Source organism: Streptomyces yaizuensis, assembly GCF_034961445.1.
Lineage (GTDB): Bacteria > Actinomycetota > Actinomycetes > Streptomycetales > Streptomycetaceae > Streptomyces > Streptomyces yaizuensis.
This window is the reverse complement of the sequence record NZ_BSBI01000006.1, coordinates 375,516-388,640: the sequence shown is the minus strand read 5'-3', so window position 1 is coordinate 388,640 and position 13,125 is coordinate 375,516. Positions and strand designations below refer to the sequence as shown.

Annotated in this window: 10 protein-coding genes; 3 read left to right on the top strand and 7 right to left on the bottom strand. The window is 72.7% G+C overall.

The window, feature by feature from the left end:
* Nucleotides 1-45: 45 nt before the first annotated feature.
* The 5 genes from ftsH to dacB all read right to left on the bottom strand — a co-directional run bounded on the left by ftsH (nucleotide 46) and on the right by dacB (nucleotide 7,022).
* The gene (ftsH, locus tag SYYSPA8_RS17385) at nucleotides 46-2,067 is read right to left on the bottom strand and encodes an ATP-dependent zinc metalloprotease FtsH (protein ID WP_323448093.1); all 2,022 of its coding nucleotides are present in this window, start codon (nucleotides 2,065-2,067) and stop codon (nucleotides 46-48) included.
* A gap of 240 nt (nucleotides 2,068-2,307) precedes the next feature.
* Nucleotides 2,308-2,847 (bottom strand): hypoxanthine phosphoribosyltransferase, encoded by a 540-nt coding sequence (hpt, locus tag SYYSPA8_RS17380; RefSeq protein ID WP_323448162.1) that lies wholly within the window; start codon nucleotides 2,845-2,847, stop codon nucleotides 2,308-2,310.
* A 151-nt stretch (nucleotides 2,848-2,998) separates the two neighbouring features.
* Nucleotides 2,999-4,078 carry a tRNA lysidine(34) synthetase TilS gene (gene tilS / locus SYYSPA8_RS17375; protein ID WP_323448092.1) on the bottom strand — a complete coding sequence of 360 codons (1,080 nt, stop codon included), beginning with the start codon at nucleotides 4,076-4,078 and terminating at the stop codon, nucleotides 2,999-3,001.
* Nucleotides 4,079-4,381: 303 nt separating this feature from the next.
* Nucleotides 4,382-5,515 carry a zinc-dependent metalloprotease gene (locus SYYSPA8_RS17370; protein ID WP_323448091.1) on the bottom strand — a complete coding sequence of 378 codons (1,134 nt, stop codon included), beginning with the start codon at nucleotides 5,513-5,515 and terminating at the stop codon, nucleotides 4,382-4,384.
* 97 nt (nucleotides 5,516-5,612) lie between these two features.
* Nucleotides 5,613-7,022, bottom strand: a complete 1,410-nt coding sequence (gene dacB, locus SYYSPA8_RS17365) for a D-alanyl-D-alanine carboxypeptidase/D-alanyl-D-alanine endopeptidase (RefSeq protein WP_323448090.1) — start codon at nucleotides 7,020-7,022, stop codon at nucleotides 5,613-5,615.
* Nucleotides 7,023-7,216: 194 nt separating this feature from the next.
* On the opposite strand from dacB, the gene SYYSPA8_RS17360 reads away from it, so the two are divergent.
* Together SYYSPA8_RS17360 and SYYSPA8_RS17355 are read left to right on the top strand one after the other, a co-directional pair.
* Nucleotides 7,217-7,711, top strand: coding sequence for an inorganic diphosphatase (locus SYYSPA8_RS17360; protein WP_003953602.1), 495 nt, complete (start codon nucleotides 7,217-7,219; stop codon nucleotides 7,709-7,711).
* A 160-nt stretch (nucleotides 7,712-7,871) separates the two neighbouring features.
* Entirely contained in the window at nucleotides 7,872-9,815 is a 1,944-nt protein-coding gene (locus SYYSPA8_RS17355; protein WP_323448089.1) for a threonine/serine exporter family protein, read from the top strand.
* Here the strand turns inward: SYYSPA8_RS17355 and SYYSPA8_RS17350 are convergent.
* A complete protein-coding gene (locus tag SYYSPA8_RS17350; RefSeq protein ID WP_323448088.1) occupies nucleotides 9,738-10,481 on the bottom strand; it encodes a DedA family protein in 744 nt (247 codons plus the stop codon). The two genes, SYYSPA8_RS17355 and SYYSPA8_RS17350, sit on opposite strands and share 78 nt — an antisense overlap.
* 261 nt (nucleotides 10,482-10,742) lie before the next feature.
* Between SYYSPA8_RS17350 and SYYSPA8_RS17345 the strand changes: the two genes are divergently transcribed.
* Complete coding sequence (locus SYYSPA8_RS17345; RefSeq protein ID WP_323448087.1) at nucleotides 10,743-12,167, top strand: glutamate decarboxylase; 1,425 nt, start codon at nucleotides 10,743-10,745, stop codon at nucleotides 12,165-12,167.
* Between the two features lie 212 nt (nucleotides 12,168-12,379).
* On the opposite strand, the gene SYYSPA8_RS17340 is transcribed toward SYYSPA8_RS17345, so the two are convergent.
* Nucleotides 12,380-13,021 (bottom strand): PadR family transcriptional regulator, encoded by a 642-nt coding sequence (locus tag SYYSPA8_RS17340; RefSeq protein WP_323448086.1) that lies wholly within the window; start codon nucleotides 13,019-13,021, stop codon nucleotides 12,380-12,382.
* Nucleotides 13,022-13,125: the final 104 nt, after the last annotated feature.

Here is a 13,125-nt window from a genome sequence, read left to right as displayed (position 1 = left end):
CATGCATTCCGGGGCGGGTGCGACAGGAGCGCGCCCGCTTTGCCGTCAGCTCTCGGGACGCTCCTCGGGGGCGGTGGTGCCGGCCCCCTTGGTGAGGTCCGCCGCCGCCGTGGCCGCGTTCAGCGCGCCGTTGGTGAGGGCCAGCTCCTTCGGCGAGAGCACCGGGGGCCGCGTCGACGGGGTGCGCCGGGACGAGCCCGTCCACGCCGGGCGGGCCGGGCGCTTGACGATGGGAGCGAAGATCTCCGCGATCTCCTCCTTGCCCAGCGTCTCCTTCTCCAGCAGCTGGAGGACGAGGCTGTCCAGGACGTCGCGGTTCTCGACCAGGATCTCCCAGGCCTCGTTGTGCGCGGTCTCGATCAGCTTCTTGACCTCTTCGTCCACCAGCGCGGCGACCTCTTCCGAGTAGTCGCGCTGGTGCGCCATCTCCCGGCCGAGGAAGGGCTCGGTGTTGTCGCCACCGAACTTGATCGCGCCCAGCCGCTCGGTCATGCCGTACTGGGTGACCATGGCCCGCGCGGTGGTGGTCGCCTTCTCGATGTCGTTGGCGGCGCCGGTGGTCGGGTCGTGGAAGACCAGCTCCTCCGCCGCGCGCCCGCCCAGCATGTAGGCCAGCTGGTCGAGCATCTCGTTGCGCGTGGTCGAGTACTTGTCCTCTTCCGGCAGGACCATCGTGTAGCCCAGGGCCCGGCCGCGCGAGAGGATCGTGATCTTGTGCACCGGGTCGGAGTTCGGTGAGGCCGCCGCGACCAGGGCGTGACCGCCCTCGTGGTACGCGGTGATCTTCTTTTCCTTGTCCGACATGATCCGGGTCCGCTTCTGCGGTCCCGCGACCACCCGGTCGATCGCCTCGTCCAGCGCCTGGTTGTCGATGAGCTTCTTGTCGCTGCGCGCGGTGAGCAGCGCGGCCTCGTTCAGCACGTTCGACAGGTCGGCACCGGTGAAGCCGGGGGTGCGGCGGGCGACCGCGCCGAGGTCGACGTCCGGCGCGACCGGCTTGCCCTTCTGGTGGACCTTGAGGATCTCCAGCCGGCCCTGCATGTCCGGACGGTCGACCGCGATCTGGCGGTCGAACCGGCCCGGGCGCAGCAGCGCCGGGTCGAGGATGTCCGGGCGGTTGGTGGCGGCGATCAGGATGACCCCGCCCTTGACGTCGAAGCCGTCCATCTCCACGAGGAGCTGGTTGAGCGTCTGCTCGCGCTCGTCGTGGCCGCCGCCGAGGCCCGCGCCGCGGTGCCGGCCGACGGCGTCGATCTCGTCCACGAAGACGATCGCGGGGGCGTTCGCCTTGGCCTGCTCGAAGAGGTCGCGCACCCGGGAGGCGCCGACACCGACGAACATCTCCACGAAGTCGGAGCCGGAGATCGAGTAGAAGGGGACGCCGGCCTCGCCCGCGACGGCGCGCGCGAGGAGCGTCTTGCCGGTGCCGGGCGGGCCGTACAGCAGCACACCCTTGGGAATCTTGGCGCCGACGGCCTGGAACTTGGCCGGCTCCTGGAGGAACTCCTTGATCTCGTGGAGCTCCTCGACCGCCTCGTCGGACCCGGCCACGTCGGCGAAGGTCGTCTTGGGGGTGTCCTTGGTGATCAGCTTGGCCTTGGACTTCCCGAAGTTCATGACCCGGGAGCCGCCGCCCTGCATCTGGTTCATCAGGAAGAGGAAGACCAGCACGATCAGGACGAAGGGCAGCAGGGAGAGCAGCACCGAGATGAACGGGCTCTGCTTCGACGGCGAGACGGTGTATCCCTTGGGGATGTCACCCGCCTCGTACTTCGACTGGAGCTTGTCGGCCAGGTCGGAGCCCTGGCTGCCGATGTAGCTCGCCTGGATCTTGTCGCTGCCCTTGACCTTGTTGCCGTCCTTGAGGTCGACCTTGACGATCTGCTCGTCACCGGTCGTCAGCTTGACCTGGTCGACCTGGTTCTTGTCGATCGCCTGGACGACCTGGCCGGTGTCCACTGTCTTGTAGCCGCCCGACGAGCCGACGACCTGCATCAACACGACCACGGCGAGGACGGCCAGCACGATCCACATGACCGGCCCACGGAAGTATCGCTTCACGTCCATCCATACGGAGCGAATTCGCCCCGTCCCTCCTGCCCGTAGGTAAATGCTGCTGTGAGAAAAGACTGTTCTTCGGACGGTACCCCAGCATCGCGGCGGTGACCGCACGCTGTGGGCGACAAACCTGTCCTCCCGGGGTCCAACGCCCGGACCGGGCCCTTGGTTCCCACCGGGTGGGCGGGGACCTGTACGGCGGGCCCGGCACCCGCCCGTGCGGGCGCCGGACGCGGCGGACGGGGGCGGTCAGCCGCCGTAGACGTGCGGGGCGAGCGTGCCGACGAAGGGCAGGTTGCGGTACTTCTCCGCGTAGTCCAGCCCGTAGCCGACGACGAACTCGTTCGGAATGTCGAAGCCGATCCACTTGACGTCGATCGCGACCTTGGCCGCCTCCGGCTTGCGCAGGAGGGTGCACACCTCCAGGGAGGCGGGCTCGCGCGAGCCCAGGTTGGACAGCAGCCAGGAGAGGGTCAGACCGGAGTCGATGATGTCCTCGACGATCAGGACGTGCTTGCCCTTGATGTCGGTGTCGAGGTCCTTGAGGATCCGTACGACACCGGAGGACTGGGTGCCCGCGCCGTAGGACGACACCGCCATCCAGTCCATGGTGACGGGGGTGGAGAGGGCGCGTGCCAGGTCGGCCATGACCATCACCGCGCCCTTGAGGACACCGACGAGGAGCAGGTCCTTGCCCGCGTACTCCGCGTCGATCTTCGCGGCCAGCTCGGCCAGCTTCGCGTCGATCTCTTCCTTGGTGATGAGCACCGACTGGAGGTCGGTGCCCATGTCCTTCTCGTTCACGCGGTCGCTTTCTCTTCGCCGGGGTCCGGGGTCCGTCCCCGGAGCGGCGCCGGGGCCGGATCCGGGGGGCCGGGCTCCGGAAGCCCGCAGCGGGGCTCCCGGTCGACCTCAGCCGCCGTCTGGTGCCGGGGCTCGGTCAGCCTTGCCGGATGACAAGTCTGCCACTCTGCCGCCGCGCCTCGACGCGACCCGGCAGATTGATCGCCCCCTGACCACGCCATCCGGTGATCAGCCGGTCGACCTCCTCAACATGGCGGGCGAAGAGGGAGCCCGCCGGGGCCCCCGCGTCGATGACGGCCCGGCGCAGCACCCGGCGGCGCACGGCGGGCGGCAGCGCGTACAGCTTGGCGCACTCCAGCCGGCCGCTCTCGTCGCGTACGGCGCCGTCGGCGTCGGCGGCCCAGGTGTCGAGGGCGTCGGCGTCGTCGCGGGAGAGCCGGGCGGTCCGGGCCAGGGCCTCGACCACGCCCTTGCCGAGGGCCTTCTCCAGCGCGGGCAGGCCCTCGTGGCGGAGCCGGGAGCGGGTGTAGGCGGGGTCGGTGTTGTGGGGGTCGTCCCACACCGGCAGCGACTGGACCATGCACGCCTTGCGGGCGGTCTGCCGGTCGATCCCGAGGAAGGGGCGGCGGTAGCGGCCCCGGGGGCCGGAGACCTCGGCCATGCCGGCCAGGGAGCGGATGCCGGAGCCCCTGGCGAGCCCCAGCAGGACGGTCTCGGCCTGGTCGTCGCGGGTGTGGCCGAGGAGGACGGCGGCGGCTCCCAGGCGGGTCGCGGCCTCGTCCAGGGCGGCGTAGCGGGCGTCGCGGGCGGCGGCCTCGGGGCCTCCCCCGCGGCCGACCCGTACGGTGACCGCCTCCACGGGGTCGAGTCCCATGGCGGTGAGCCGGGCGGCGACCTCGGCGGCGCGCTGGGCGGAGCCGTCCTGGAGGCCGTGGTCGACGGTGACGCCGCCGGCGCGGACGGAGAGTTTGCGGGCCTCGAAGGCGAGGGCCGAGGCGAGCGCCATGGAGTCGGCGCCCCCGGAGCAGGCCACGAGCACCAGGGGGGTGGGCCGGGCGGCGGCGGGGAGGCCGGGTCCGGCGGGGGCCGGGGCGGGGCTCGGGGGGAGGTGCGCGGGGGTCTGCGGGGGGAGCTGGGGGGTGTGCTCGGTCAGGACGTCGTGGAGTACGCGGCGGACCGCCAGGCGTATCGCCGCGACCGCAGGATGGGGACCCATGTCCGGTGCCCTTCGTGAAGAGGTGGGGGTACCTCGGTTCGGAGACGGTGCGGGGGGTGTGTCGGTGCTCTCGGCGGACCGGCCCGGCCGCTGCCGGGAGGGTCGCCGATCCGGCCCGGCCCCGGCCCGGGCCGAGGAGTGCGAGAAGATTCGGTCACTGAGAGTGCGTCGATGGTGACAGAACCGGGCCGTTCTCCGAGCATCGCACGGCTGCCCAGGCCCCCAGGGTCCCTCGGATGGGTGATGCTGTGCCCCCGAGGGGGCGTCCCCCGGTCCCCCGGGGGCGTACGGAGGCGCCCCGTCTCACGCCTCGGGCCGTCGGTGCACCCGCGCGACCCAATCCGCCGGTTTGGAGATCTCCGCCTTGGTGGGGAGGGTGTTGGGGGAGGTCCAGACCCGGTTGAAGCCGTCCATGCCGACCTCGTCGACGACGGCGCGGACGAACCGCTCCCCGTCGCGGTACTGGCGCAGCTTGGCGTCGAGCCCGAGCAGCTTGCGCAGGGCGACGTCGAGCCGTCCGGCGCCCTTGGCCCGGCGCTGCTGGAACTTCTCCCGGATCTCCCCGACCGAGGGGACGACCTCGGGTCCCACGCCGTCCATCACATAGTCGGCGTGCCCCTCCAGCAGGGACATGACGGCGGTGAGCCGGCCCAGGATCTCCCGCTGGGCGGGGGACTGCACCAGCTCCACGAGCGAGCGGCCGTCGTCCTCGCCCGCCTCGCCCTCGGGGCGGGCCCCGGCCAGCGACTGGGCGGCCTCGCGCAGCCGCTCCAGGAAGGTCATCGGGTCGACGTCGGTCTCGCCGAGGAAGGACTGGATCTCGCCGGCGAGGTGGTCGCGGAGCCAGGGCACGCCGGTGAACTGGGTGCGGTGGGTCTCCTCGTGGAGGGCGACCCAGAGCCGGAAGTCGTGCGGGTCGACGTCGAGTTCCCGTTCGACGTGGACGATGTTGGGGGCGACGAGCAGCAGCCGGCCGCCGCCGTCGGCCCCGGCGGGCAGCTCCCGGGTGGCGGGCGCGAACGTCTCGTACTGGCCGAGCACGCGGGAGGCGAGGAACGACAGCAGCATCCCCAGCTCGACGCCGGTGACCTTGCCGCCGACGGCGCCGAGGACCGCGCCGGTGGGTCCGCCGGTGCGGCGGCCCTGCATCTTGTCCAGGAGCGGGGTGAGGAGTTCGCGGAAGCCGGCGACATTGGCCTTGATCCAGCCGGCCCGGTCCACGACGAGGACGGGGGTGTCCTCGGGCTCGTGGCCGTCGGGGATCATCCGGGTGAAGCCCCGGACGTGCTCCTCGGACGCCTTGGCGTGCCGCCGCAGCTCGGCGACGACCTGGCGCGCCTCGTCCTTGCTCACCTCCGGACCCGGCCGCACGAAGCGGATCGCGGTCGCCACCGCGAGGTTCCAGTCGACCATCTCGGCCCCACCGATGCTCGTCATGCGTCAACCGTACGTGGTGGGCCCGCCGGCCGGTGAGGTGTCACCTCCCCGCCGCCCGGCCGCGCGCCCCGGGGAGGCGGCCCCCGGGGCACGCGGGTCAGGAGACGAGGGCCCCGGCGAGCCGGTCGAGGGCGTCCTGCGCGCTCTCCCGGCCGGGGGTCCCGCCGGCCAGGAAGGCGAAGGCGAGGAGTCGTCCGTCCGGGCCGGGCGCGGTGCCGGAGAGGGCGCCGACGCCGGTCAGGGTGCCGGTCTTGGCGCGGACGACGCCGCCGCCGGGGGCGGTTCCGGCGTACCTGGACTGGAGGGTTCCGGTGAAGCCGGCGACGGGGAGGCCGGTGAGCACCGGCCGCAGCGCGGGGCGGCCCGGTTCGGCGGCGCGGGTGAGCAGGGCGGTGAGCAGCCGGGCGGAGAGCCGGTCCCTGCGGTCGAGCCCGCTGCCGTCGGCGAAGCGGGCGCCCGCGAGGGGGAGTCCGAGTCCGGAGAGTCGTTTCCGCACGGCGCGCTCGCCGCCCGCGAAGCTGGCGGGTTCACCGCTCGCGAGCGCGGTCTGCCGGGCCAGCGCTTCGGCGAGGTCGTTGTCGCTGTCGGTGAGCATCCGTTCGACCAGCGCGGAGAGCGGCGGGGAGTGCACCCCGGCGAGCGGCCGGGAGCCCTTGGCGGGCCTGCCGGGCCGGGCCGCGTCGGCGACCCGTACCCCCCGGTCGTCCAGCATCCGGGCGAAGGCGCGGGACGCGTCGCCCGCAGGATCGTCACTGCGGTCGGCGTAGCCGGTGCTCTTCGGATCGATCCGGCCCGCGTCGGCCATCAGGGCGGTGACGGGGGCCAGATTGCCGTTCCTGCCGATCGGATGGAGGGGATTGCCCCGGTAGAGGGAGGTGTCGTACGCGAGCCGTACGGGTTTGGGCTCCCCGGCGTCGCGCGCGCGCAGCGCGCGGGCGGTGCGCTCGGCGAGGTCGGCGAGGCCCGTCCGGGTGAGGGAGGCGTCGCCGCCGCCGACCAGGGTGAGCCGGTCGCCCGCGGCGACGACGGTGGTGGGGACGCGGTGGTCGGGCCCGAGCGCGTCCAGTGCGGCGACAGCGGTGGCGATCTTGATGGTGGAGGCCGGGGTCATGGCCACCGTGTCGCCCTGCCCGTACAGCAGGCGCCCGGTGGCGACGTCGACGACGGAGGCGCCGCGGAGCGGTCCGAGGCCGGGGTCGCGCAGCAGCGGGGCCAGTTCCTCGCCGAGGCCGCGGGGTTTGCCGTCGGCGGGTCCCGCGGGGGTCGGGGTCCCGAGGGCGCCGAGCACCCGGGGGGCGCTGGGCGCGGGAGCGGGCCGGTCCGGGCCCGCCGCGCCCAGCGGGGGAACGCGCGTACCGGTGTCGCTCCCCAGTTCAGCCGCCCTGAGGTGTTCGGCGGTGCGGCGGCCCGACTCCCAGGGGCCCGCGAGGGCGACGGCTCCGGCGGCGAGGGCGAGTCCCACAGCGGTCGCACCCGTCGCGAGCTGCCATGTTCTGATGATCGGCATCTCGCACCAGCCCCTTTCGCGATCACACACCTGCGTGAGAGACACTTAATCACCAGAACTGCGTCTTGCCGTGTGCACGGCACCCCGGTCGGCACCCGGTCAGCGTCGGCGACCATACGGCTGGGGGTCCGGGCATCGCACCCGGAGGGGCACAGCATCACCGGACGTATGTGTTGATCATGGAGGAGTCACCCGTGGAGTTCGACGTCACCATCGAGATCCCGAAGGGTTCGCGGAACAAGTACGAAGTGGACCACGAGACGGGTCGCATCCGTCTGGACCGTCGACTCTTCACCTCGACCAGCTACCCGGCCGACTACGGCTTCGTCGAGAACACCCTGGGCGAGGACGGCGACCCGCTGGACGCCCTCGTCCTGCTGGACGAGCCGACCTTCCCGGGCTGCCTCATCAAGTGCCGGGCCATCGGCATGTTCCGGATGACCGACGAGGCGGGCGGCGACGACAAGCTGCTCTGCGTCCCGGCGTCCGACCCGCGCGTGGAGCACCTGCGCGACATCCACCACGTGTCGGAGTTCGACCGCCTGGAGATCCAGCACTTCTTCGAGGTCTACAAGGACCTGGAGCCGGGCAAGTCCGTCGAGGGCGCCGACTGGGTCGGCCGCGCCGAGGCCGAGGCCGAGATCGAGGCGTCCTTCAAGCGCCTGGAGGCGCAGGGCGGCGCCCACTGACACCGGCGCGCACCGCGCCGAGCGCACCTCGCCACGGGCGGGCACCTCTCGCAGGTGCCCGCCCGTGGTGCGCGGGGCAGAAGATCCCGAAGTCGTGACGGTCCGGGTCGCCGCACATACTGGGCTGACACCGGCGACGGACGAGGGAGCGAGGTCGGACGTGGTGGCGGAACCGGACGTTCCGGAGGATCGGAGTCCCCAGGGCGCGCGGCGCCCGCAGGGCCCGAACGGCGGGGAGGGCCCGCACGCCGGGGCCGGGGCCGGGGCCGACTCCGGCCACAGCACCGACAGCACCGACGGCACCGACGGCACGGGCAGCACCACCGACGCCGACGGCACCACCGGCGCCGCGGACGGCGGGGCCGGCGCGGACAGGGGCACCGGTACCGACGGGCCGCGCCCCGAGCGCCCCGCCGCCCAGGAGACCCCCAGGCCCCCCGCCCCCGCTCCCGCTCCCCGCCCCACCCGTCCCCCCGAGGACCGCAAACCGGTCCCCGACGAGGCCCGCAGCGCCTTCACCCCGCCCACCGGGGTCGCGCTGCCCGACGCCCCGGAGGAGGACCACACCACCTCCGAGTTCTCCCTTCCCGACGGCGCCGTCCCCGAGCCCCCGCCGGAGCAGGAAGGTTCCGCCTTCGCCACGCCCAGCGTCTACAGCGCCAAGCACTCCCCGCCCGCGTACACCCCCTCCCAGGGCCTGCCCAAGGTCCGGCTGACCAAGGACGCCCCCTGGCAGGACCGGATGCGGACCATGCTGCGGATGCCGGTGGGCGAGCGCCCGGTCCCGGAGGCCGTGCAGAAGCACGACGAGGCCGGTCCCGCCGTCCCCCGGGTGCTCGACCTGACCCTGCGCATCGGCGAGCTGCTGCTCGCGGGCGGCGAGGGGGCCGAGGACGTCGAGGCGGCGATGTTCGCGATCTCCCGCTCGTACGGACTCGACCGCTGCGAGCCCACCGTCACGTTCACGCTGCTCTCGATCACGTACCAGCCGTCCCTGGTGGACGACCCGGTCACGGCCAACCGGACCGTACGCCGCCGGGGCACCGACTACACCCGGCTGGCGGCCGTCTACCGGCTGGTCCACGACATCAGCTCGCCCGACACCGGGATCACCCTGGAGGACGCGTACCGCCGGCTCGCGGAGATCCGGCGGAACCGGCACCCCTATCCCGGCTGGGCGCTCACCGTCGCCGGCGGGCTGCTCGCCGGCTCCGCTTCCGTCCTCGTCGGCGGTGATGTGCTCGTCTTCCTGGCCGCCACGGTCGGCGCCATGCTCGGCGACCGGTTCGCCTGGTTCTGCGCCGGGCGCGGACTGCCCGAGTTCTACCAGTTCGTGGCGGCGGCCATGCCCCCGGCGGCCATGGGCGTCGCGCTCTCCCTCTCCCCGCTGGACGTCCGCGCCTCCGCCGTCATCACCGGTGGGCTCTTCGCCCTGATCCCCGGGCGGGCGCTGGTCGCCGGCGTCCAGGACGGGCTGACCGGCTTCTACATCACCGCCGCCGCCCGGCTCCTCGAAGTCGGCTATCTGATCGTCGGCATCGTCATCGGCGTGCTCACCGTGCTCTCCATCGGCATCGGCCTCGGCGCCGGCCTCACCCCGGAGACGGCCCTCCAGGCCGTGGAACGCCCGGAGGTGCAGCTGCTCGCGGCGATGGGGCTCTCGCTCTGCTTCGCCGTCCTGCTCCAGCAGGAGCGGGACACGGTCTGGCTGGTGACCCTCAACGGCGGGGTCGGCTGGGTCGTGTTCGGCGCGCTCGCGCACACCTCCGATGTGAACCCGGTCGTGGCGACGGCGGCCGCCGCCGGTCTCGTCGGCCTCTTCGGGCAGATGCTCTCCCGCTACCGGTTCGCGTCGGCGCTGCCGTACGTGACCGCCGCCATCGGCCCGCTGCTGCCCGGTAGCGCGACCTACTTCGGTCTGCTCGCGATGGCGCAGGGCGATCTCAACACGGGGCTCGCCTCGCTCTCCAAGGCCGCGGCCGTGGCCCTGGCGATCGCCATCGGGGTCAACCTCGGCAGCGAGACCTCACGGCTCTTCCTCCGGGTGCCGGGCGCCGCCCCCGCCGAGCCGCGCCGCGCCGCCAAGCGGACCCGCGGCTTCTGACCCCGGGACCCCCTCGGTGCCCCCGGCCCGCCGGGCCCGCCGGGCGCGGGCCCGCAGCAGCTCAACGGCGATGGGCAGCACCGAGACCACCACGATGAGGACGAGCAGCGCCTCGATGTGCCGGTGGACGAAGCCGATCCGGCCGAGGGCCGCGCCGAGGAGGGTGACCCCCGCCCCCCAGAGCACCCCGCCGACGACATTGAAGACCACGAAGGTGCGGTACTCCATCCGGCTGACCCCGGCGATCACGGGGACGAAGGTCCGTACGACCGGTACGAAACGGGCCAGGACCAGCGACTTGCGCCCGTACGCGGCGAAGAAGCCGTGCGCGCGCTCCACGTTCTCCCGCCGGAAGAGCCGGGAGTCGGGCCGGGTGAAGAGCGCCGGGCCCACCTTGCGGCCGAAGAGGTAGCCGGTCTGGTCGCCGGCGACGGCGGCGAGCACGATCAGCGCGCACACGGCCCACAGGGGTACGCCGCCGAGCCGGCCGGAGGCGACCAGCAGCCCCGTGGTGAACAGCAGCGAGTCGCCGGGCAGGAAGAAGCCGACGAGCAGGCCGGACTCGGCGTAGACGATGACCAGCACGCCCACCAGACCGAAGGCGCCGATCAGCTGGTCCGGATCCAGCCAGGCCGGTCCGAGCGCGAGGGCGGCGAGGGTTGTCACGGGGTGGGGACTCCTTGGCTCACCGGACCCGGCGGAGTGCATCATCCGCAGGGCGGACAAACGAAAGAAAGGGTGCAAAGGGGGTGCCCGGTCACGCTATCAACGGGACGGCCCGCCGGACGCGGACGGCCGCGCCCGCGTTGCGGGCGGCACCCGGCCGTACCAGCCTGGTGCGTGGCCCCGTACCCGAAGGGCCTTGGGTCGTGTGGGTGACGGACCGACGGACGGACCGACGGACGGACCGATGGACGGGAGGCCCGGATGCCACTCCACCAGGGCGAGGCCAAGGGGTCCGCCCGCTCCGCCGAGGTGCGCCGGCTCTCGCTCAACCCCTTCTACGGGGAGGCCGACCCGGTCAGCGGCATGACCTCGGCGCCGCCCACGCACCGGCTGCCCGAGAACCCGATGCCGCCGACGACGGCGTACCGGCTGGTCCACGACGAGCTGATGCTCGACGGCAACTCCCGGCTCAACCTCGCCACCTTCGTCACCACCTGGATGGAGCCCCAGGCCGGGGTGCTGATGGACGAGTGCCGCGACAAGAACATGATCGACAAGGACGAGTACCCCCGCACCGCCGAGCTGGAGCGCCGGTGCGTGGCGATGCTCGCCGACCTCTGGCAGGCCCCCGATCCCGCGGCCGTCGTGGGCTGCTCCACCACCGGCTCCAGCGAGGCGTGCATGCTCGCCGGGCTGGCCCTCAAGCGCCGCTGGACGAAGCGGAACGCGGACCGCTATCCGGCGAGTGCCCGGCCCAATCTGGTCATGGGGGTGAATGTGCAGGTCTGCTGGGACAAATTCTGCACGTTCTGGGAGGTCGAGCCCCGGCTGGTGCCGATGGAGGGCGAGCGTTTCCATCTCGATCCGGCGGCCGCCGCCGAGCTGTGCGACGAGAACACCATCGGTGTGGTGGCCGTGCTCGGTTCGACCTTCGACGGTTCGTACGAGCCGGTCGCCGAGGTGTGCGCGGCCCTCGACGCGCTCCAGGAACGGACCGGGATCGATGTGCCGGTCCATGTCGACGGCGCGTCGGGCGCGATGGTCGCCCCCTTCCTCGACCCGGACCTGGTGTGGGACTTCCGGCTGCCCCGGGTCTCGTCCATCAACACCTCGGGGCACAAGTACGGGCTCGTCTACCCGGGCGTCGGCTGGGCGCTGTGGCGCTCGCCCGCCGAACTCCCGGAGGAACTGGTCTTCCGGGTGAACTACCTCGGCGGGGACATGCCGACCTTCGCCCTCAACTTCTCCCGGCCCGGCGCCCAGGTCGTGGCGCAGTACTACACCTTCCTGCGGTTGGGCCGGGAGGGATACCGGGCGGTCCAGCAGGCGTCCCGGGACGTGGCGGGCGGGCTCGCCGACCGCATCGGCGAGCTGCCCGACTTCCGGCTGCTGACCCGGGGCGACCAGCTGCCGGTGTTCGCGGTGACCACGGCGCCGGAGGTGACGGCGTTCGATGTCTTCGACGTGTCAAGGCGGCTGCGCGAGTTCGGCTGGCTGGTTCCCGCGTATACGTTCCCCGCAAACCGGGAGGATCTGTCCGTGCTGCGGGTGGTCTGCCGCAACGGCTTCTCCGCCGATCTCGCCACGCTGCTGATGGAGGATCTGCGGACGGTGCTGCCGGAGCTGCGCGGCCAGTCCCACCCGCAGACCACGGACACGGCACGGGCGACGGCGTTCCACCACTGAGCGCCGGGGCAGGGGGCCAGGGTCTGTCTGACGGATCAGGCTGGGTCAGGGAGCGGGGTCTGGTGCATGGGGTCTCCCCAGGCCCGCCAGGGCCGAGGGGACGGATCGCAAGGCGGAGGAGGGAGTCCCTGCGGAGCAGCGGCGACTGACGACAACGCGGCGAGGCGCGGTGCCAGGGCACGCGAGCCCCAGCAAGATCCGTCAGACAGGCCCTAGCGGTCGTCCCCCGGGTGGTGCTCCCCGGTGCGGTACGGGTTCTCGTCGTCGTCGCCGAGGATCAGCGCGGGCCGCTCGCCCTCCCCCGCGAAGACATAGGCCCCGCCCTCGATCCGTTCGATCAGACCGAGGGTCCACTCGGCGCCGGAGTCCGCCGACGCCACCCACAGATTCATGATCTCGCCGATGTGGCCGAGCGATCCGGGCCCCTCCTCGGGGGTGTAGTACTCGGTCACCGACGACCGCCACTCGCGCATCCCCGCGACCCGCTCCTTCAGCAGCTCGACGGCCTCCGCGCGGGGCAGGTCCACGATGAAGCCGACGCCGGCCGACAGCACGTCCATCTTCTGGTCGTAGTGGGTCAGGGCCTCGCGCAGCAGCCGCAGATACTCCTCGTCGCCGAGCGGGGTCATCTCGTACTCCGTGCGCGGCGGGCCGCCCACGGTGGAGGGCGCTACCTCGTGGGCGTGCAGGAGTCCCTGCTTCGCCATCTGCTTGAGGGCGTGATAGATCGAGCCGGGCTTCGCGTTGGACCACTCGTGCGCGCCCCAGAACTCCAGGTCGTTGCGGACCTGGTAGCCGTGGGCCCGGCCGTGCTGGCGCACCGCGCCGAGGACCAGCAGACGGATCGCTGACATGGAACGGATTCTCCTCTCCTCAGCCCCCGGCCCCATGATTCCCGACCGCGCTCCGGGGCCGCACGGAGGGGAGGCCGCCGGCCCACAGCCCCGGCTATTCAACT